Source organism: Bryocella sp. (assembly GCF_058498515.1).
In genome coordinates this window covers 105727-125918 of record NZ_JBMHYI010000030.1, presented here as the reverse complement: position 1 = coordinate 125918, position 20192 = coordinate 105727, and the positions used below count along the sequence as shown (strand labels likewise).

General features: G+C 64.1%; 16 protein-coding genes. 8 read left to right on the top strand and 8 right to left on the bottom strand.

The window, feature by feature from the left end; genetic code table 11:
* Nucleotides 1–85 precede the first annotated feature (85 nt).
* Entirely contained in the window at nt 86–1780 is a 1695-nt protein-coding gene (locus tag AC5E6W_RS09150) for a carboxylesterase/lipase family protein (RefSeq protein WP_491751977.1), read from the top strand.
* 61 nt (nt 1781–1841) lie between these two features.
* Here the strand turns inward: AC5E6W_RS09150 and AC5E6W_RS09145 are convergent, their stop codons facing one another.
* Nucleotides 1842–2996, bottom strand: a complete 1155-nt coding sequence (locus AC5E6W_RS09145; RefSeq protein ID WP_491751976.1) for an alpha/beta hydrolase-fold protein — start codon at nt 2994–2996, stop codon at nt 1842–1844.
* Nucleotides 2997–3068: 72 nt separating this feature from the next.
* On the opposite strand from AC5E6W_RS09145, the gene AC5E6W_RS09140 reads away from it, so the two are divergent.
* Nucleotides 3069–3695 carry a hypothetical protein gene (locus tag AC5E6W_RS09140; protein WP_491751975.1) on the top strand — a complete coding sequence of 209 codons (627 nt, stop codon included), beginning with the start codon at nt 3069–3071 and terminating at the stop codon, nt 3693–3695.
* Nucleotides 3696–3711: 16 nt separating this feature from the next.
* Here the strand turns inward: AC5E6W_RS09140 and AC5E6W_RS09135 are convergent, their stop codons facing one another.
* From AC5E6W_RS09135 to AC5E6W_RS09120, 4 genes are all read right to left on the bottom strand, one after another.
* On the bottom strand, nt 3712–6603 hold the full coding sequence (locus AC5E6W_RS09135; protein ID WP_491751974.1) for a phosphoenolpyruvate carboxylase: 2892 nt from the start codon (nt 6601–6603) through the stop codon (nt 3712–3714).
* Between the two features lie 37 nt (nt 6604–6640).
* Nucleotides 6641–7573, bottom strand: coding sequence for a ketopantoate reductase family protein (locus AC5E6W_RS09130; protein WP_491751973.1), 933 nt, complete (start codon nt 7571–7573; stop codon nt 6641–6643).
* Between the two features lie 62 nt (nt 7574–7635).
* Nucleotides 7636–7992: a hypothetical protein gene (locus AC5E6W_RS09125; RefSeq protein ID WP_491751972.1), complete on the bottom strand. Its 357-nt coding sequence runs from the start codon at nt 7990–7992 to the stop codon at nt 7636–7638.
* Nucleotides 7985–8554 (bottom strand): hypothetical protein, encoded by a 570-nt coding sequence (locus tag AC5E6W_RS09120; protein WP_491751971.1) that lies wholly within the window; start codon nt 8552–8554, stop codon nt 7985–7987. Before AC5E6W_RS09120 ends, AC5E6W_RS09125 begins: the two co-directional genes overlap by 8 nt.
* 161 nt (nt 8555–8715) lie before the next feature.
* On the opposite strand from AC5E6W_RS09120, the gene AC5E6W_RS09115 reads away from it, so the two are divergent.
* Entirely contained in the window at nt 8716–10365 is a 1650-nt protein-coding gene (locus AC5E6W_RS09115; protein WP_491751970.1) for a Na+/H+ antiporter, read from the top strand.
* On the opposite strand, the gene AC5E6W_RS09110 is transcribed toward AC5E6W_RS09115, so the two are convergent.
* The 3 genes from AC5E6W_RS09110 to AC5E6W_RS09100 are packed head-to-tail and all read right to left on the bottom strand — an operon-like array spanning nt 10362 to nt 13727.
* Nucleotides 10362–11045 carry a DUF6624 domain-containing protein gene (locus AC5E6W_RS09110; RefSeq protein ID WP_491751969.1) on the bottom strand — a complete coding sequence of 228 codons (684 nt, stop codon included), beginning with the start codon at nt 11043–11045 and terminating at the stop codon, nt 10362–10364. The two genes, AC5E6W_RS09115 and AC5E6W_RS09110, sit on opposite strands and share 4 nt — an antisense overlap.
* Before the next feature lie 14 nt (nt 11046–11059).
* Entirely contained in the window at nt 11060–11506 is a 447-nt protein-coding gene (locus AC5E6W_RS09105; protein ID WP_491751968.1) for a DUF3052 family protein, read from the bottom strand.
* Nucleotides 11507–11537: 31 nt separating this feature from the next.
* Entirely contained in the window at nt 11538–13727 is a 2190-nt protein-coding gene (locus tag AC5E6W_RS09100; protein WP_491751967.1) for an ABC-F family ATP-binding cassette domain-containing protein, read from the bottom strand.
* Between the two features lie 114 nt (nt 13728–13841).
* On the opposite strand from AC5E6W_RS09100, the gene AC5E6W_RS09095 reads away from it, so the two are divergent.
* From AC5E6W_RS09095 to AC5E6W_RS09075, 5 genes are all read left to right on the top strand, one after another.
* Nucleotides 13842–15611, top strand: a complete 1770-nt coding sequence (locus AC5E6W_RS09095) for an AsmA family protein (protein ID WP_491751966.1) — start codon at nt 13842–13844, stop codon at nt 15609–15611.
* Between the two features lie 128 nt (nt 15612–15739).
* Nucleotides 15740–16078, top strand: coding sequence for a hypothetical protein (locus AC5E6W_RS09090; protein WP_491751965.1), 339 nt, complete (start codon nt 15740–15742; stop codon nt 16076–16078).
* Nucleotides 16079–16154: 76 nt separating this feature from the next.
* On the top strand, nt 16155–16295 hold the full coding sequence (locus AC5E6W_RS09085) for a hypothetical protein (protein ID WP_491751964.1): 141 nt from the start codon (nt 16155–16157) through the stop codon (nt 16293–16295).
* Nucleotides 16296–16369: 74 nt separating this feature from the next.
* Nucleotides 16370–17935, top strand: a complete 1566-nt coding sequence (locus AC5E6W_RS09080; RefSeq protein ID WP_491751963.1) for a zinc dependent phospholipase C family protein — start codon at nt 16370–16372, stop codon at nt 17933–17935.
* A 117-nt stretch (nt 17936–18052) separates the two neighbouring features.
* Complete coding sequence (locus AC5E6W_RS09075) at nt 18053–20191, top strand: O-linked N-acetylglucosamine transferase, SPINDLY family protein (protein ID WP_491751962.1); 2139 nt, start codon at nt 18053–18055, stop codon at nt 20189–20191.
* Nucleotide 20192: the final 1 nt, after the last annotated feature.

The following is a 20192-nucleotide window of genomic DNA, read 5'->3' as shown; positions in this document are numbered from 1 at the left end:
GTAGTGAATAGTGAAATAACGCGTGGCTGCAGCAAGCAGCGAACGACTAACACCCAACACCTGTTTTCGCTCCACAAGGTGCTCCATGAACCGCAGAGAACTTCTCAAGTCCGGATCGCTGGCAAGCACGATGCTTCTCGCGTCGCGTCCGCTGCAACTGCTCGCACAGGCGCATGCCAACGATCCTCTCGTCGCGCACACCGGGAACGGGCCGGTGCGTGGCTATCGCAGCGCGGAGGGCATGGTCGCGTTCAAGGGTATCCCTTACGGCATGGATACAGCGAAGACCCGCTTCGCCGCGCCACAGCGGCCCGATGCCTGGACGGAGGTTCGTGACTGCCTCGAGTGGGCGCCGCGTGCTCCGCAAGTCGTCGGCGCACGGCCCACGTATGAGAGCGGCAAGCGCAATGCACCGCCGCCGACGGGCTATCACCTGCCTCCTGACGAAGGCCCGCAGAGCGAAGACTGCCTGCACGTCAATGTGTGGACACCCGCGTTGCGCGATAACAAAAAGCGGCCAGTGATGTTCTACATCCACGGCGGGGCCTTCGCGAACGGCACCGCCAACGCGCAGCTCTACGATGGCTCGCGGCTGGCGCGGCGTGGCGACGTGGTCGTGGTCGCGGTAAATCATCGGCTCAACGCCTTCGGCTACATGTATCTCGCGGAGGCAGTGCCCGGGCAGGGCTTTGAGGACTCGGGCAACGCCGGCCAGCTCGACCTTGTGCTGGCACTCCAATGGGTGCGCGACAACATCGCGGAGTTCGGCGGCGACCGCAATCGCGTGATGATCTTTGGCCAGTCCGGTGGAGGTGCGAAGTGCGCGACGCTGATGGCGCAACCTCCTGCGAAGGGCCTATTTCATCGCGTGCTCTCAATGAGCGGCCAGCAGGTGACGGGCGTTGAACCTGCACACGCCACGCCTCGCGCGCGGGCTGCGCTCAAAGCGCTCGGCGTTGCGGACAGCGCATCTCCTGCAGAGGCCGCGAAGGTACTCCGCTCAGCGAGCATGGAGGACATTCAACGCGCCACGCGCAGCGTGGGCTACTTCGGTCCGGTGCGCGATGGACGCTCGCTGCCGGTCGATCCGTTCTCACCCACCGATCCGCAGCAGTCGACGAATATTCCGATGATCCTCGGCAACACGCACGATGAGACGCGCGTACTCATCGGTGGTGGCCAGCCAGCGCTGTTCGCGCTGACGTGGGAACAGCTCCCTGCAGCGCTGGAGAAGAACGATCCGTTCCTGCGCAGCGATATCGTCTCGTTGCCCGCGGCTGAGGTGGTCGCGAAGTATCGTGAGTGGCATCCGGACTACAGTCCCGCCGATGTGTTCTTCGCCGTCACGACGGACTCGCGCTCGTGGCGCGGTGAGGTGATCGAGGCGGACCGGCGCGCGGCCGATCCGAAGGCGCAGCCGCACACGTGGGTTTATCAGCTGAACTGGAAGAGCGGCGTCGACGGCGGCAAATGGGGCGCGCCGCACACGCTCGACATTCCGCTGGCCTTCGACAACGTGGCGCTCTCGCCGGGCATGGTGGGAGCGAGCACCGCCGACCAGGCACGCACGCAGCGCATGGCCGAGATCGTCAGCGAGACCTACATCGCCTTCGCGCGAACGGGAAATCCGAACAACCCGAAGCTGCCACGCTGGCCGGCGTTCGACCTGAAGCAGCGCGCGACGATGATCCTCAACGATCCACCAAAGGTGGAAGACGACCCTCGCGGCCGCGAACGGCGGTACCTTGGGCAGGTGCCGTATGTGCAGCCGGGAACGTAGGGAAGCTTCTAGCTGCTAGCCATTAGCTTCTAGCTAAAGGCTAACGGCTAAGAGCTTCGTCTTACCGAAACAGCATCGGCGCAATGTGGAGCAAGTTATCTCGCCACACCAACCACGTATGCGCACCGGAAGTCTCCACCGCATTCACGTCGAGGCCTTTGGCCTTGGCCCACACGACGAATGCGCGGTTGGGTTTGATGAGCGGATCGTCCGTTCCGCAACTGACCCAAAGCAGCTTCAGGTTGGCCTTTTTCGCGTCGAGTCCCGGCCACGACTCGTCGTACTTGCCACCCTGCAGCGCTGAGCTCATGCCCGCGACGTATGCGAACTGATCGGGGTGGCGCAGGCCGATGGTCAGCGTTTCGAGCCCGCCCATCGACAGGCCGGCAATCGCATGGTGTTCGCGGCCCTTCGCGACGTTGTATTCGCGCTCCACCGCGGGCATTACCTCCTGCAGGAGCATCTGTTCGTACAGGTTCGTGTTCTCCGCCACCTTCGCAGGATCCTGCCAGACGCCCGCACCGTGGGTGGCGAAGTCGAAGTTCCCATAGCCGAGCGGCATCACTACGATCATCGGCAACGCTTTGCCGTCGGCGATCAGTTTGTCGAGAATCATGTCTGCCTTGCCCACGCCGGTCCAACCCGTCTCCGGGTCGCTCCAACCGTGCAGCAGGTAGAGCACCGGATAGCCGCCCTTCTTATGCTCGTCATAGCCGGCCGGTGTGTAAACGATGTAGCGATCCTGGTCGCGCGGCAGGTTCTTCACTACATGCGTGGTGAAGGTGTGGTGATCGACGCGGCCGTGCGGCACGGAGTTCATCTCCCACGGCGCAGGCGGCATAGCCGGCACGGTAATGTTACTGACGAAGGAGTTGTAATTGGGCCTCACATCGCTGTTGCGCGGGTCCAGGTGCTGCACGCCATCCACAAGAAAGGTGTAGGCGTAGACCTCGGGCTGCAGCGGCGGCGTGGTCACGGTCCACATTCCACTTTCGTCGCGGGTCATCTCCAGCGGCTTCAGAGCAGCGTCCGTTGCGACTGCGATCTGCTTTGCGACTCCGTCCACGTAGCGGAAGGTGATGGAGTCGTCCGCATTCACCTCGTGCGTCTTGTACTCCACCGGCTTGTTGGGCATCAGCTGCGCGGAGAGGGTCGCTCCGGCAGAGGTTCCGGCGGCGAAGAGCAGGACAAGCAGGCGAAGATTCAGAAGATTCATGCGAGCTATTGAGCCACATCTGCGGGCTGGTAGTCTACCGTCAACCTTCGAAACCAGGCAGGAGCAGACATCATGCTGGACGTGCATGCACCGGAGCACCGAGTGAGTGGGGTACGCGACTTCTTCGTGCATCTCGCAACCATCACCGTGGGTTTGCTGATTGCGCTGGCCCTGGAGAACGCCGCCGAGGCATGGCACCATCGCCACCAGCGCCGCGAGGCGGAAGAGAAGATCCGCGAAGAGTTGAAGGAAAATCAGGCTGAGCTCAAAGAGTTAGCGAAGAGCCTCAAGTCCGAGACCAGCGACCTCATGATGGTGCTCCACTTCATTGATGCTCGGCTCGCGAAGAAGCCATTCGACGCAAGCATGCTCAATATTGGTCTCAGCGAAGGTCCGTTGAAGGACGCGGCGTGGCGAACAGCGTCCACCACGGGCGTCGCCTCCTACATGGACTACTCCGAGGTTGAAGCCTTCGCCGAGTGCTACAAGGAGCAGGATCAGTACGAGCGCATGGAGGAGCATGCGCTGGAGGCCTACCTGAAGATCGAGAGCTTCGTGGCCACCAAGAAGCCGGCAGACCTCACCGACGAGGAGCTGCGTCAGGCACAGCCAGTTGTACGCGATGCGCTGGCGAACCTTGGCGCACTGCGCGACATCGGGACCGGAACCCTGCAGACCTACAAGAACGCGCTCAAGTAGGGACGGCGCAAGCCAATCAGCCCGTGTTCCGCAGCCCCGCGCTGATGCCATTGATCGTCGCTGTGATGGCGCGGTCCAGCTCATCGCTACGCTCGCCCGCGCGCTTGCGGCGCAGCAGCTCTACCTGCAGCAGGCTCAGCGGATCCACGTACGGATTGCGGAGGCGAATGGAGTTGGAGAGCACGGGATTGCGCTCCAGCAGCTCCTTCTGTTCCGTCACCGCCAGCACCATGCGCCGGGTGCGATCGAACTCGTCTTCGAGCATGAGGAATACTCGCTCGCGAAGAGATTCGTCTTCGACGAGACCGGCGTAGAGCCTCGCGATGCCGAAGTCGGCCTTGGCCAGCGCCATCTCCACGTTGCGGATCATGTCGAGAAAGAGCGGGAAGCTGCGCATCATCTGCTGCAGCCTCGCGAGACCATCGTCATGCTTCTCGAGGAAGCTCTCGATGGCGTGACCCACGCCGAAATACGCCGGCACGACGTGGCGCGATTGCATCCATCCGAAGACCCATGGGATCGCGCGCAAGTCAGCGAGAGATCGTTGCTTCGTCGCGCTGGCATCCACACGCTTGGCCGGCCGCGAGCCGATGCGGGCATGCTCAAGTTCGGCTACGGGAGTCGCCTGCTCGAAGTAGGTGAAGATGTCCGGGTTATCGATGATGTGCTGCTTGTAGTAACGGAAAGACGACTCCGAGAGCTCATCGAACGCGGCTTCCCACGCGGGCAGAATCTCGCCGGTGAGGTGCGCCTGGCAATCGGGATTGGCCTTCTTGTCGGGACGTGCGATGGCATCGAGGGAGGCAGCGATCATCAGCTCCAGGTTGCGCTCGGCCAGCACCACGTCGGAATACTTCCAGTTCAGCACCTCGCCCTGCTCCGTGATGCGAAGCTCACCAGTAAAGCTGTCCCAGGGCTGCGCATAGATGGAGCGATGCGTCGGTCCCCCGCCGCGTCCTACGGTCCCACCGCGGCCATGGAAGAGCCGCAGCGTGACGCCGCACTCGCGCGCCACTTCATGCAGCGCGCGATGCGCCTTCCAGATCTCCCACGTGGAGGCGATCATGCCGCCATCCTTGTTGGAGTCGGAGTAGCCGAGCATAACCTCCTGCGTGCCGCTCCAGGCCTTCAACAGCGGCTTGTAGAGCTCGCTCGACCAAAGCTCGCGGCAGATGGCCGGCGCCTGCTGCAGGTCTTCGATGGACTCGAATAAAGGTACGGGTTGCAGTCCGGGATCGTGACGGCCGTCCACATCTCCGCCTTCCACGCGCACGTTTCCCAGGCGGGCGAGCCACAGCACGCGCAGCGAATCTTCGGCAGAGCTCGCGCCGCTGATGACGTACTGGCGAATCGCAACGGGTTCAAGCTGCTTCAGCTCCGCGATGGCGCGGAAGGTCGCAAGCACCTCCGCGGTCTCGCGGCTCAGCGGCGTAGCCATCTCCGGCGAAGTCGTGGAGGCGCTCAGCTCCTCCACCGCTGCCGCATGTACGCGCGCGTGCTGGCGAATGTCGAGCGTCTGCAGGTGCAGCCCGAACGTGCGCACGGTGATGAGCAGCGGATCGACGTAGAGTTCGGCGAGGCGCTCGCCGAGGTTTTCCGCGAGTGAGTCACGCAGCAGCGTCAGGTCGTCGAGCAGCTCGGAAGCGCTGCGGTACTCCGGCAACGTGGCCCGGTTGCTCAACGAGAGGTTGCGGTGCATCGTCGTCGGTGGCGAGCCGCCCAGCCGCAGCGTGATGCAGGCGAGATGCAGGCGCACGGCCTCATGCGGGAAGCGGTCGCCGAAGGCATTCGCTCCTGAAGAGCGGAGCTGCGCCAGGTACTCCTCGAGCCGCGTGTGCAGCGCCTGCGAAATGGGCGCCTGCCGCGTCGAGGACGCAAGCTGCTCGAAGAGCAGCGAGAGCTGACCGAGATAGTGCTCGCGCAGCAGACTGCGCGCCATCGACATGGCCTCCGCCGTCGTCGATGCAGTGACAAACGGGTTGCCATCGCGATCGCCGCCGATCCACGAGCCGAAGCTCGCGACGATGGGCAGGTCGGAGAGCCGTGTCGGCTGGCCCGTCGGAAACTCGGCGTCGAGCGCATGCGCGATTTCGGCATAGAGCACGGGCATGGTCTCGAAGATGGAGGCCTCGTAGTAGTCGAGCGCCATGCGGATCTCGTCGCGAACGGTGGGGCGCTCGGAGCGCACATCATCGGTCTGCCACAACGCGGTGATCTCGGCGAGCAACGAAGACTCGAGCATCTCGAGCTCGGCAGCAGGCAGAGGAACGGCGTCAAGCGCGGCAAGCAGGTCCGAGATGCGGCGGCGCTTGAACATCACGCTGCGGCGCGCGACCTCGGTGGGATGCGCGGTGAAGACTGCCGTGACGCATACACGTTCGAGGAGCCTCAGCGCCTCGTCGCGCGTGACGCCGACCTCGCGCAAACGGCGAAAGGTGCCGCGCAGGCTGCCGCGCTGCGGCGGCGTGCTCTCGTCCAGCAACGAGGCGCGGCGGCGGCGCTTGCGATGATTGGTTTCGGCGAGATTGATGAGCTCGAAGTAGAACGCGAAGGCGCGCGCGAGGCGATACGCAGCGGACGGTCGGCCATGCTCGCCGGTCTGCATGTCCCCAGCGGCCTGGTGCACCTGGTCCAGCGCGACTTCCAGAAGCCGCTGGGCCTCGGGACTATGCTCGGGCCCCTTGGCGTCGGCTTCGCGGCGGGCGATGGCCGTACGGCGCAGGGTCTCTACTGCGTCGAAGATCGCATGATTCGGCAGGTCGCGGGACTGCTCGCGCAACACCTGCCCCAGCAGGGCTCCCAACGAGCGGACATCGCGACGCAGCGGCGCCTGCTTGGCTTCACCCGTGCGGGCTTCCAGCTCGGCGAGACGTTCCGACCAGCTGGCCGGGCTCCAAAACGAAGGCATATCCGATGATGACATGCGCGGCGCCGGATGGTTTGGCTCAGGCCTTCGCGCGGCGAGCGGAATACACACTCAATTGCGCGTACGCTGCGGTAATCAGCGGTGCGGCGACTCCCTTGTCGCGGCCACGACGGATGAGATCGCCAAGGATCTGGTCCGCTTCCACTGCTGCTCCGCGCTCCAGGTCGCGATACATGGAGGCCGTCAGCGGAGAGTCCTTCTTGAGCAGACGCGACTTGGTGTTCTCCAGGAAAGCCTGAGGCGTGGGATAGCCGTTCGCCGTGGCGATGGCGTCGGTCTCATCGAGGATGGCAGCCGCCGTCTCCAGGCCTCCAGGAGCAGCGGCAACCTCGCCGATGTTGCCGCGCATGAGACAGGTGATGCCGCCCAGCGCGGCGAGGAAGACCCACTTCTGCCACAGGAAGGCCAGCACATCGGGCGAGAGCTTGGCCTCGAAGTTGGCGTCCTGGAGCGCGGCGGCGACAGCCTGGATGCGCGGCGTCACGCTCTTGTCCCGTTCGCCGAAGACGATGTCGTGCAGCGGCTCGAGGTGCAGGATGCGGCCCTCGGCATCCATGTCCGAGACGATGCGCGTGGAGCCTCCCAGCACAGCGTGGGCGCCAAAGCGCGCTTCCAGCGCATCCAGATGGCGCATGCCGTTCAGCAGCGGAAGGATCGAAGTCTGCGCGCCGACCGCGGGGGCAAAGTCCTCCATCGCAGCCTCCAGCGAGTACGCCTTGGTGCTGAGCAGAATGAGGTCGTAAGGCGTTGGCGTCGCGCGCAGCTCGGCTGCGGTGACGAGTTTGGGCTGCAGGTTGAGGTCGCCGAAGGGACTGATGACCTGCAGGCCAAGCGTGCGGAGCTGCTCCGCGCGGCCCTCGCGAACCAACAGGGTGACATCGCGCCCGGCAGCGATGAGACGAGCACCGAAGTATCCGCCGACCGCGCCGGCGCCGACCACAAGAATGCGCATGGCACCCATGCTACCAACGGGAAGCCCACCTGCGGTGATGCCGCGCACGAGATCCTGCAGGGCTAGTGCTTCGTGATGAGGTCCACGATCGGCGGGAAGGTAAGGACGAGCCCCAGCGCCAGCAGCACGAGCGCCAATCCCAGCGCGGCACCCAGCTTGGGCGGCCGCGCGGACCACTTCCGCTCCAGCACGAACCACGTCCCCAGCCACAGCAGGACGGCTAGTGTCGTCTCGCCGGAGAGTGCGCCGGTAGGGTTGTAGATATTGAAGAGCTTGTTCATCGCGGGGATGGCATCCGCGAGGACATCCGTGAGCCCCAGCAGGAAGCAGCCGACGCCCGCGCTGACCAGTGCCGCGGCGACGCTGCCCTGCGCGGTGGATGCGCCGGCATGCTCGATGGGCTTCCTCAGCTCAGTCATGGTGGCCTGCCATCACGGTGTAGGTCGCTCCGCCGACCACCGGCGCGGTCTTGTCCAACATCGCGCCGAAGAAGCCAGCCACGGCTGTGGCGAACAACCCGGCGCACGCGAACAGCAGCACAGCGCGGCCAAGGCGCTTGTCGGCACGCAGCGCCGCCGCATGGCGGATCATCACCACGGCGAGCATCGTCGCTATGATCGGGGCGATCCAGCCCACATGCTCCTTCCACTCCATGCCGAAGTTGTGCCACGCGGCCGTGTTGGGATTCGAGAGCAGCAGGCTGCGAGGATAGGCGCTGACGTCCGCACCCGCAGGAGGCTTGGCGCGATACCACGGGTAGATAACGTAGGTGCCGAGCAGCACGGCGATCCAGCCAAACGCGGCCATCTTGATGTATGCGATGCGCTCGAAGAGCTGCCCGCGTGGCGTGAGCTCGGCGGGGCGCACCGTGGCGCGATGCCGCAGCAGCTCCAGCACCGCCGCAGCGAGGGCGATGAGGAACAGGCCGCCGAAGAGCAGGCCGTGCATGGACGTAACGAGACTACGAAGCGTGGTCTGCATGATGTTTCGGGCTTTCGCCACATCCTACGCGCGGCAGGTCGAGCGCGGGATGAAGAGTTCGCCATCTGCCCACGCGCCTGCTACAACCTATCGCCTCTGTCTTCGATATTCTCTTAGCTCGGGCCCGACGCAGCGCACGGGCCGAACGCCAGGAGCTTGCCATGCCCGACGTCACCCCGATCACGCACACCGCCCAGGGCATCGCGCTCTTCGTGCTGGTACTGGTCGCTCTTTTCGGAACGCTGGCGCGGCGATGGAATGTCTCCTACCCGATCCTGCTGGTCATCGCCGGGCTGGTGCTCTCGTTTGTACCGCATGTGCCGCACGTGCGGCTGGAGCCACAGCTGGTCTTCAACGTCGCGCTGCCGCCGCTGCTGTACGCCGCCTCGTGGAACATCAACTGGCCGGAGTTCCGAAGGCAGATTGTCTCCATCTCCATGCTCGCGACAGGGCTAGTCCTCTTTACCGTGCTCAGCGTCGCCTTTTTTGCGGATCACTTCATCTCCGCCTTCGACTTCCGCTCGGGCTTTCTGCTCGGGGCCATCGTGGCGGCCACCGACGCCGTCGCCGCGACCTCCATCGCGAACTCGCTGGGCCTCGAACGCCGGCTGGTCACCATCATCGAAGGCGAGTCGCTGCTCAACGACGCGACCGCTCTGCTGGCCGTCGAGCTCGGGACGACGATGCTGCTCAGCGGGCACGATCCCACCGTCGGCGCCAGTGTGCAGCGGCTGTTGTGGCTCATCGTGGGAGGTGGGGGCATCGGACTGCTGCTGGGGTGGGTTATGGCATGGGTCGAGCGCTGGGTGGACGAAGGCCCGATCGAGATGGTGGTCAGCCTCATCGTGCCGTACGTGGCTTACTTCGCGGCGGAAGAGCTGCGTTCGTCCGGTGTGCTGGCCGTGGTGGCGTGCGGCATCTTCCTCAGCCGCAAGAGCGCCACGTATCTCTCCCCGGGCGCGCGGCTGGAGCTGCTGAGCGCGTGGCGCGCGTTGGACTTCCTGATGAACGGCGTGCTCTTTGCGCTCATCGGCCTGCAGCTGCCTTACATCCTCGATGGCATCCGCGGCTACAGCGTGGGAACGCTCATCCTTTATGGCGTAGTGTTCAGCGCGTTGCTGATTGCGCTGCGCATGGCGTGGGTCTTTCCCGGCGCCAAGGTGTCGTTCTGGCTGCGCAGACGGATCTTCAAGACGTTGCCGGCGGAGCTGCAAATGCCGCCTGCTCGGTCCATCTTCATGGTGGGCTGGATGGGCATGCGGGGTGTGGTCTCGTTGGCCGCGGCGCTCAGCTTGCCAGAGACGCTGCCCAACGGCCAGCCCTTCGAGCAGCGCAACCTGATCCTCTTCCTCACCTTCACCATCATCTTCGTGACGCTGGTGGTGCAAGGCCTCGGGCTGCCTCCGTTGATTCGGCGGCTGGGCCTGGGCGGCGGCGATCATGCCATCGCGGAAGAACGCCGCTACGCGCTGCGTGTGCTCTCAGAGAGCGCCATCAGCTTCCTTGATGCGAAACGCGTCGATGCCAATCACGAACTCGCGCACGATATCGACGACCTGAAGCACAAGTACGAGCATCGCCTGGAAGCCACTCGTCACGGTGCGGGAACGATCGACGAAGACGAAGAGCAACGGCTTGCGGGACGCGCGCGCCAGCGGCTCGACCTTATCCGCGGAACCATCACCGTCGAACGCGAGGCCCTGATGGAGCTGCGCAACGCCAGCAGCGTCGGCGATGAAGTGATCCGCTCCATGGAGCGCGACCTCGACCTCGCTGAGAGCCGCAGCGAATTGCAGGAGAGCGAAGGTTAGCGAGGCGCGTCGGGACGCACAATCATGTCCGAGACCGGCACATGAAACATGTCGCCGAGCTGCTTGCGGTACGCATCCATCGGCGGCAGCAACACCTCAGCGCGGCGCTTGTCGAGGTTGGCGGGATCTTCCACCGCAACCATCATGCCCTGGCCATCCACGAACTTGAACTGCGAGCCATAACGTTGCGGCTTGCCCTCGGAGACCAGCTCCTTGTCTATGGCCACCGCCACCTGCGCGCCATCGATGCGGTCCGCGTGCGCCAGACCTTCGAGTCTAGGCAGCAGCGCACGCTGCCACGCGTGGTCGGGCGAATGCGTCAGGATCACCATCGCGGCCTGCGACGCGTCGTAGCCGACCATCTGGATCGTGGGCCAGCCATGCGCAGCGTAGATATCCTGCAGTTCCGCGGTGAGCTTGTGGTCCACGGCGGACAGCTCTGCCGCGGTCGCGTTCTTCTGATCCGTCGGCGCGTTGCCGCTCCGGAAGCGCACGCCCTGGTCTTCCTTGCCCATGGCGAGCAGACGGTCGCGCAGCGCCGCATCCGTGCCCGGGCCGTTCTTCGCCACGAGCTCATCGTGCCGCTTGGCGAGCGCAACCTCCCACGGCTGCTCCTGTTGCGCGACCGCACCCAGAGCAAACACTGCCAAAGCCACCACCATCCATCTCAAACTCTTCATCGTCATCGCCTTTTCTATTCTCTGACTTTGGATGCTTCCTTGCGGCGAGCGAACTTCAGCCCCGACCAATCCTGGTCAACCGAGCAGACCTTGTAGTCGACGAAGCCAGCTGCCAGCGCCACGGCACGCACATCGTTCTGGTTGAAGTCGGGCTTGCGATGGGCTTTGGGGTGGATGATCCACACATGCGCCGCCGCAGGCAGCTGCACCGTCAGCAGCTCCATCATCGCGACCAACTCACGTCGCGAACGCACGAAAGCCAACGCTAACGCGGTCGTGGGCCGGAGCCTCGTCTGCAGCGTGACGCCTTCCGACTCGCCAAGCAGATCGCGAAAACCTTCGGGCTCTGCCAACAGCGCAACTTCGCCTACACCACCCTTCGCGGTGATGAGGCCGAGCTTTCGCTCGAGGGGCGTGCCGGAGTAATCGCGATGTGGTTGCGGTGGCTTCGAAGGACTCACACTGCCCTCCAGTGGTTCGCTGCGTAGCGAGCTACGCCGTGGCCTGTTCCTCGAGCTGCATCGCCAGGTGTTCCCACTCGCTGGTGCGGGCGGCGTGCTGTTCGCGCAGCGAGTCGATCTCCGCAGCCAGCGAGCGTGCAGCCTCGGCGTTGGTGAAGAAGCCCTGCTGTTGCTCCGCGGCCGCGATACGCGACTCCATGTCAGCAAGCTCATCCTCGACCGCCGTCACGCGGTCCTCAAGCTGCTTGAGCTTGATGGGATTCAGGCGCTTTGCGTTCGATTTCGGGGCCGAAGTGACCGCAGCCAGCGAGCCTTCGATCTCGTGCGTGCTGTTCGCTCCCGCAGGCTCAGACACCGAGACCGCCGGCTCATCGTAGCCGCCTTCGATCACCACGGGCTGCGCGGCGGCGACAGGCGTTGCTTGTGCTGCCGCAGGCTTTGCGTGTGCCACCACAGGCTTCGCTTGCGGGGCCGGAGTCTTTTCCTGAGCCTTTTCCTGGACGACGCCCACCTGCTTCACCGGCTTCAGCATTCCGGTCGCCGAATCGACCTTCGCCCCCGAGTCCAGCACCGCCTTCTTCGCCGCTTCCGCAGCGGCCCCGCCGCTGTTCTTGCGGTAGAGGTAATCCTCGTAGTTGCCGGGATAGATGTGCAGCCGCTTGTCTTCCACCTCGAAGACGCGCGTCGCCAGGCCATCGATGAAGTAGCGATCATGCGAGACAAACAGCACCGTGCCGGAGAAGTTCTTGATCGCATCCAGCAGTACGTCCTTCGCGCGCAGATCGAGATGGTTGGTCGGCTCATCCAGCAGGATGAAATTCGACGGCGAGACCAGCATCTTGGCCATGGCGTAACGATTGCGTTCGCCGCCCGAGAGCACTCCGAGCTTCTTGAAGACATCGTCACCGGAAAACATGAAGCAGCCCAGCAGCGAGCGCAACGTGACGACGTCCACCTTGGGGTTCGCCCCGGTGATGTCGTCGAGCATCTCGTTATCGTGGTTCAGCACCTTGTACTGGTCCTGCGCGAAGTAATCCGACAGCACGTTGTGCCCCAGCGTGATCTCGCCGCTGGTCGGCTTCTCGAGCTGGCTCAGCAGGCGAATCATCGTCGATTTGCCCGCGCCGTTGGCGCCTACGAGGGCCACGCGGTCGCCGCGCTCGATGGTGAAGCTGATGTTATCCAGGACCACCTTCATGCCGCCGTCGGGCATGGGGTAGTGCTTGGTCAGGTTGCGGACATCGATCACAGTACGCCCAGAAGCAATCGGCTGCGGAAAGCTGAAGTTGATGGTCGCTTCTTCCTCCGGCACCTGGATGCGCTCGATCTTCTCCAGCTCCTTGATGCGCGACTGCACCTGCTTAGCCTTGGTGGCCTGCGCGCGGAAGCGGTTGATGAACGACTCCAGCGCTTCAATCCGGTCGCGCTGATTCTTGTACGCGGCCATGATCTGGGTGCGACGCTCTTCCTTGAGCGTGAGGTACTTCTCGTAGTTGCCGTGGTACACGTGCATCCGCTTGTTCCAGACCTCGACGATCTTCTTCACCGTCTGGTCCAGGAAGTAGCGGTCATGCGAGATCAGGATGAACGCGTTCTCATAGCTGTTGAGATACTCCTCGAGCCAGTTGCGGCTCTCGAGGTCGAGATGGTTGGTCGGCTCGTCTAGAAGCAAGAGACTTGGCTTTTGCAGGAGCAATTTGGCCAGCGCGATCCGCATCTGCCAGCCGCCCGAGAACTCCTCGGTCTTGCGCTCCCAGTCTTCCTTGGAGAAGCCCAGGCCGCCGAGCACAGCTCCTACCTGCGCATCCAGCGTGTAGATGTCGTGCACATGCAGATGGTCGGCGATCTCGGAATAACGGTCAGCAGCGGCGGCGTACTCTTTGCCTTTGGGGTCAGCCGTGCTCAGCACATGGGTCAGGTCCTCGGCCTCCTGCTCCATCGCGCGCAGCTCGTCGAAGACGCTAAGGCACTCGTCGAAGACGGTCTTGCCGCGCATGGCCAGGCCATCCTGCGGCAGGTAGCCGATGGTCATTCCCTTCACCAGCGTGCGCTGACCGTAGTCCAGGCTTTCAAATCCGCCCAGAATCTTCAACAATGTGGACTTTCCAGTCCCATTGCCACCCACAAGACCGGTGCGCTCATTGGGCGTCACCAGCCAGTTCAAATCTTCAAAGAGGAGCTTGTGACCGAATCGCTTACCGGCCGAGGAGAGTTGGAGCATCACTTCTATCTTCTCATCCGCTCCAGATGGCCCGAAACCCCTTGCGACGAAAGCTCACGCAACGGCAAACGCCCCTTCGCAATCTAACGCTGGAAGGTACGGAAAGCAGGTCCTTTGAGCACGACGGAACGAAGCGAAGACGGAACCAACGGGAACGCGCCACGCCGCTGGTGGCAGAGCACTTGGCTGAAGTGGCTGGTGGGCAGCGCCTTGCTGGCCGTCATCGCGCTCGGCATCGGCGTGGAGTACGTGCTGCAGCACGCCGGTCCCATCGTACGCAAGCGCGTTGTGGACACCCTTTCCGCGCGCTTTCACACCCCGGTGGAGCTTGACCGGCTGGATATTTCGCTGCTCAAGGGGATCGAGGTGGAAGGCAGCGGCCTGCGCGTGCCCTTTGGTTCGCCGACGCACACGGTGCCGGGTCCGGAGAGCGACGCCGACGCTGTTCCCCAGATGGCGACGCCGAACGCCTTCCTCAAGGTCGACCACTTCCGCTTCCGCACCACCTTCAAGGGCCTGCTGCACGAGCCCACGCAGATCGGCCGCATTGAGGTCGACGGCATGGTGCTCGACCTTCCTCCCGGGCCACAGCGCGGGGAGCTCTTTCGCAACAACAAGGGTCAGCTGGAGCCGAAGTCGCAGATGAAGCTGGCCTTCACCGCGGAGGAGATCGACTGCAGCAACGTCAAGCTGATCCTCGAGACCTCGAACCCCAACAAGGACCCGATGGTCTTCGACATCCAATCGCTCAAGCTGACGAACGTCGACCGGGAGGCGCAGATGCGCTACGACGCGCAGCTGACCAACCCGAAGCCAAAGGGCGATATCCATGCGACCGGCAACTTCGGGCCCTGGAACGTCGCCGCCCCGCGCGAGACCCCGCTGGATGGCGACTTCGCCTTCACCCACGCCGACCTGAACACCATCAAAGGCCTCGGCGGCATGATGTCCTCGGTGGGCCGCTTCGCCGGCGTGATGGAGAAGCTCACCGTGGATGGCACTGCGGACGTGCCCGATTTCTCCCTCGATATCTCCAATCATCCGCTGCCACTGAAGACCAAGTACCACGCGTTCGTTGATGCGACCAGCGGCGACACGCAGCTGGATCCCGTGGACGGCTGGCTGCGCAACACCCACATCCTTGCCAAGGGACTGGTGGCTCGCGTCGACCACCTGGGCCATGACATCTCGCTGGACGTGACCGTGCCCAGTGGCCGCATGGAAGACCTGCTGGAGCTGGGCATGAAGAGCGAGCCGCCCGTGATGCGGGCTCCCGTGACGCTGAAGGCGAAGCTGCACATCCCTCCCGGGCACGTGCGTGTGGCGACCAAGGTTGAGCTGGCGGGAACGCTTTCGGAGCGGAACATTGTCTTTGGCAATCCGCAGGTGCAGGACAAGATCGACGGGCTGAGCATGCGAGCGCAGGGCCGGCCAGAGGAATCGAAGGATGCGGGCTCGGACCGCAAGGCCGAAGTGAACTCGCAGCTCACCACCACCTTCAGCCTCGCGCACAGCCAGGTGCTCTTCAGTACCGTGCACTACGACGTTCCCGGGGCGCACATCGAGCTGGTCGGAGCGTACCTGATGGACCATGATCGCTATGACTTCCGCGGCCACGTGAAGACCGACGCCAAGGCCTCGCAGATGGTGACCGGATGGAAGTCGCTGCTGCTGAAGCCGGTGGACCGATTCCTGGCCAAGAACGGCGCGGGACTGGAGCTGCCGATTGAGATCAGCGGGCAGAAGAAGGACCTGCACTTCGGCCTGGCGTTCCATGGACGCGCCGACGCCACCGCCGCGGAGATCGCGGAGGAGATGAAGCAGCAACCCGTCGGGGCCGCGCCGGAACCTCAGCAACCGCCCAAGCAGGCTCCTAAGAAGTAACGAGGAGGCAAGTCTCGGGGACGCCGGGCGTAACTCTTTTAAGGAGTGCGGCTTCCGTTTGCCGAACCCCTGCGTCTCTCCTGGAGTCCGGCGAGACACCGGGCCTATCCCCTGCTAACGTGAATAGGATGTCCTTGCAGCCCTCCAGCGCGACCGAGAGTGCGTCCCCGGTGATCACATCCGGCGCCCCCGGAAGCCCGAACGATCCGGTGGTTCCCGCACCCGTGTGGCTGCAGCGGATGAGCCTGATCGTGTTCGTGCTGTTCTGCTTCTACATCGGCGGCATCCTGGCGGTGCTGCCCTGGTCGCCCCGCTATTGGGACCAGAACGGCTGGCTGATGGCCCACCCCGCCATCGACGCCCTCGCAATCCAGGGATGGATGCGCGGTCTGGTCTCCGGCATCGGGCTGGTGGATGTGTGGATCGGCATCAGCGAGCTGATTCACTATCGTGATTTCAAGGGCTGACGCAGGCGACTCCGCAGAGTCCCGCTACATCTCGCTGACGCGCAACGGCATCACAGTCCATCGGAGACTCAAACGAATGCCGCACAATGCCCCCTACGCCAAGGTCGACGAAAAGATCGAAAAGAAGAAGAGCATTCCCGCGCAGATTGCGTTGTGGACCGTGGTGATTGTGCTGCTGTATGTCTTCTACGTCGCGCTGGGCGGACATCCGCTGTAATTCGGGCGCGGAACGCGACATCTCCACACCCGCATGACGCGTCGTTCATAAAGCGTAGAACGGTACAACTCGCGATGCGCGCTAAACCTCTCATCACCAACCTCATGCGTGCTCCCTGGCGTTCAGTTCTCTTCCTACTCGCGGCTCTAATGCTCTTCCCCGCCGAACCGGCGGGGGCGTACTCCGTGCTAACGCATGAGCAGCTCATCGACCTCACCTGGGACTCGTCGATCGTGCCGCTGCTCAAGAGCCGCTATCCCACGCTGACGCCGGAGCAGATCGAGCACGCGCGCGCCTATGCGTACGGTGGCTGCGTCATCCAGGACATCGGCTACTACCCCTTCGGAGACGCCTTCTTCTCCGACCTGACGCACTACGTCCGCTCGGGCGACTTCGTTATCAACCTCTTTCGCAATGCAGGAAACGCCGACGAGCTGGCCTTCGCCATCGGTGCGCTCTCGCATTACATTGGCGACTCCGTGGGCCACGCGACGGCGACCAACGTCGCTGTCCCGGTGGAGTTCCCCAAGCTCGCCAAGAAGTACGGCAAGAGCGTGAACTACGCCGAGGGCGCGCACCAGCATGTGCAGACCGAGTTCGCCTTCGACATCGACGAGATCGCGCAGCGCCGGCTGGCGCCCGTGCACTATCTTCGCCACGTCGGCCTCGAGGTTCCCGTCCGGCAGCTCTCGCTGGCTTTCTACCAGACCTACGGCCTGCGCGAAGACTTCACCGACACCCGCCACCATCGCATCAACGTCGGCACGTATCGCTGGGCCGTCCATGACTTCATCCCGCGCATCGCCTACGCTGTGACCATCCTCCATCGTCGCCATGAACCGACCGAGCTAGATAGCCCGGACGTGCAGCGGCTCATCCGCGAGACGACTGCCGTGGCGCAGAAGAACGATTGGGACCAATATCGCCACAAGGCAGGAATCGGGACCTACACGCTGGCGGGAGTTCTCTACATCCTGCCCAAAGTTGGACCGCTGAGCCTGGCCGCCGTAAAAGGGCCAACCCGGGAGACGGAGGCGAAGTATGTGCATTCCTTGCTGCTCTCCTCTGACCTGCTGAACAACGAGGTGCGCCGCTTCACCCCTCCACCTGCGACCCGCTCGACCGCGGCACTGGCTGCCGCGAGCGACACTCACTCGGATCCGCCACCCTCCGATCCCCTGCCCGCTAATCCCAACGCCGAACAGATCATCCCGCGCGACTCCAACGACCCCCGCCATCCCCTGCTGAATCGCGATCTGGACACCGGCAGCCCCGTCCACCCGTCGGGATATCGCCTCACAGACGACACCTATGCCACGCTGCTGCATCGACTTACGCTGACGCCCACGGTCGCGGTCCCGCCCGGGATCAAGGATGACATCCTCGTCTACTACGCCAACCTCGACCTGCCCTTCGCCACGAAGAAGAAGCCCGAGCTGTGGGCGCAGGTGCTGAAGGATCTCGAAGTGCTGAAGACGATGCCGACCAGCACGGAGCCGATGCCGTTCCCCACGTACGCGGACGGCAGCGGCGATCCGGGTCCCGACGCAGGCCCCAACTCAGTTCCCGGCACGGCCCATCCCAACACACCGTCCTCACCCACCTCGTCCACCCCGCCCTCCCCCAATCCGTTCCGGTAGTCCCATTGGGACACACCCGTGCGACCTTCGGGGTGGTGTCCGGGATCGATACTGCTTCAACTCCGGACAGGTATCTGCCGATAAGGCGATATCAACCGAAGAGCAGGAACCGGACACATGGGTTTTCACGACAAGCAGACTCCGGCTACAGCGGTAGGCGGACCGGCGCAGATATTTTTCAAGGATCGCTCGAAGCAGGCTCCGCAGGGCTTGCCTGCGAAGGCGATCGCCCGGGCTGCGGCCCAGGCCGATGCCGAGCGGGAGTCACGCTTCCAGGCGCGGATGAGGGAAGGCGTCGCCCACCTGCGCGCAGCACGCTGGCGGGAAGCGACGACCAGCCTCGCGGCGGCGATCGAACTCGATCCGCGCTCGGCTGATGCCGTGTCCAACCTGGGCGTTGCGCTGTACTCCCTTGGCGACGCTGAGCGCGCCCGCGTCTGCTATCTCAAAGCCCTGGAACTCAATCCGAAGTTCGCGAACGCGCACAGCAATCTGGGACAGGCTCTGATTGCGCTCGGCCGCAACGCCGATGCCGCCATTAGCCTTCTCAAGGCCGTGGAGATTGATCCAAAGCTGACCGATGGCTGGGTGAACCTTGGCGCTGCGCTCAATGCCATGGGAAAGCATGCCGCAGCAGCGGAGGCCAGCCGCCATGCTCTCGATCTGGACCCCAAGAACCTCGAAGCCGTGCTCAACCTGGGCAACGCCTTCAAGCTGGAAGGCATGCTGCAGGAGGCTGCACAGTGCTACCGGCGCGTGGTCGCGCTGAACCCCCGCGATCCCCGCGGCTACAACAACCTCGGCGAGACGCTACGCGACCAGGGCGAGCCAGCCAGCGCTGCACGCGCTTATGAGGCCGCACTTGCCGTGAATCCCCGCAGCCCCATCGCCTTCTCCAACCTCCTTTATCTGCATGCCTTCACCCGCGAGATCGCGCCTGAGGGCGAGCTCGCGCTGGCGCGCCAGTTCGAGAGCTTCCTGCTCACCGACGAGGAGCGCAATACCTCCCGCGCAGCCTCCTGTCCGTGGAGCGGCGTCTTCCCGGCCGAGCCACTGGGAGCGGGTGTCGCCCGCCGCAAGCTGCGCATCGGCATCGTTTCGGCGGAGCTTGGTACTCATGCTGTGGCGGAGTTCCTGGAGCCTGTGCTCTCCAGGCTTGACCGCTCGCGCTTCCACCTCACACTCTTCCCTGTCACCGGTCGCTATTGCGAACGCGCCGCGCGCATCCGCGAGCTGGCCGATGGCTTTGTTCCGCTGACCACACTCAGCGATGCCGCCGCTGCAGAGCGCATCCGCCGCGAACAGATCGATGTCCTGATCGACACCAGCGGGCACACGGTAAACAACCGGCTGGGAATCTTCGCGCGCCGCGCTGCGCCAGTGCAGGCGACGTACATCGGCTACTGGTCCACGACCGGGCTCACGGAGATGGATTACTTCATCGCCGACCAGGACCCTCCTGCGGCCATCGAGGCACACTTCTCCGAGCGCTTCTGGCGTCTGCCGCGCATTGGCACCTGCTATCGCGGCGACCGCGAGCTGGCGCTGGGCTGGCAGCCGCATCCTGAAGGCAAGATCCGCATGGGAGCCTTCGCCAAGTACGCCAAGATTCGCGAAGCCACACTCGCTCTCTGGGCCCAGGCGCTGCATGCCGTGCCCAACTCCGTGCTGCTGCTGGAAGACCGCGGCACCGCGGAGAACGAGTCGCACGAACGTATCCGGAAGGGGCTCTCAGCCCACGGCATCACGCCGGAACGCATTGAGTTTCTCAGCTTCGAACCCGGCCACGAGCTCCACATGAGTCTCTACCACCAGCTCGACATCGCACTCGATACGGTGCCCTTCAACGGCGGCACCACCAGCTTCGATGCCCTGTGGATGGGCGTACCGGTAATCACGATGGAGGGCCAGACCGAAGGCGCTCGCATCACGGGAGCTGCGCTGAATGCGCTGGGACGGCCGGAGTGGATTGCCCGCGACGCGGAGGAGTTCGCAGCCATCGCCGCGGGCATCGCTCGCACCTGCGCGGACGACAGCGCCTCACGTCTTGCGATGCGCAACGACCTGCGAGAGCAAATGGCAACCAGCCCGCTGTGTGATTCCGTCTCGCTCACCCACGCGCTGGAAGGTGCGTTCGAACAGATGTACGAACGCTGGCTGAATGGTGGCGAGCATGCCGAGCGCCCCCTGCCGAAGCCCGTTGCCGCGGTGTATCCAAAGCTGACGACCGAGCTGAAACACGCCAGCGGCTTCTAGC

Excerpts from the sequence above, each read along its gene's own strand:
- AC5E6W_RS09120 (WP_491751971.1), bottom strand. The coding sequence starts at position 8,554 with ATGCAGACCACGCTTCGTAGTCTCGTTACGTCCATGCACGGCCTGCTC.
- AC5E6W_RS09140 (WP_491751975.1), top strand. The coding sequence starts at position 3,069 with ATGCTGGACGTGCATGCACCGGAGCACCGAGTGAGTGGGGTACGCGAC.
- AC5E6W_RS09150 (WP_491751977.1), top strand. The coding sequence starts at position 86 with ATGAACCGCAGAGAACTTCTCAAGTCCGGATCGCTGGCAAGCACGATG.
- AC5E6W_RS09115 (WP_491751970.1), top strand. The coding sequence starts at position 8,716 with ATGCCCGACGTCACCCCGATCACGCACACCGCCCAGGGCATCGCGCTC.
- AC5E6W_RS09110 (WP_491751969.1), bottom strand. The coding sequence starts at position 11,045 with ATGAAGAGTTTGAGATGGATGGTGGTGGCTTTGGCAGTGTTTGCTCTG.
- AC5E6W_RS09130 (WP_491751973.1), bottom strand. The coding sequence starts at position 7,573 with ATGCGCATTCTTGTGGTCGGCGCCGGCGCGGTCGGCGGATACTTCGGT.
- AC5E6W_RS09085 (WP_491751964.1), top strand. The coding sequence starts at position 16,155 with ATGCCGCACAATGCCCCCTACGCCAAGGTCGACGAAAAGATCGAAAAG.
- AC5E6W_RS09135 (WP_491751974.1), bottom strand. The coding sequence starts at position 6,603 with ATGCCTTCGTTTTGGAGCCCGGCCAGCTGGTCGGAACGTCTCGCCGAG.
- AC5E6W_RS09145 (WP_491751976.1), bottom strand. The coding sequence starts at position 2,996 with ATGAATCTTCTGAATCTTCGCCTGCTTGTCCTGCTCTTCGCCGCCGGA.
- AC5E6W_RS09090 (WP_491751965.1), top strand. The coding sequence starts at position 15,740 with ATGTCCTTGCAGCCCTCCAGCGCGACCGAGAGTGCGTCCCCGGTGATC.
- AC5E6W_RS09125 (WP_491751972.1), bottom strand. The coding sequence starts at position 7,992 with ATGACTGAGCTGAGGAAGCCCATCGAGCATGCCGGCGCATCCACCGCG.
- AC5E6W_RS09100 (WP_491751967.1), bottom strand. The coding sequence starts at position 13,727 with ATGCTCCAACTCTCCTCGGCCGGTAAGCGATTCGGTCACAAGCTCCTC.
- AC5E6W_RS09080 (WP_491751963.1), top strand. The coding sequence starts at position 16,370 with ATGCGCGCTAAACCTCTCATCACCAACCTCATGCGTGCTCCCTGGCGT.
- AC5E6W_RS09075 (WP_491751962.1), top strand. The coding sequence starts at position 18,053 with ATGGGTTTTCACGACAAGCAGACTCCGGCTACAGCGGTAGGCGGACCG.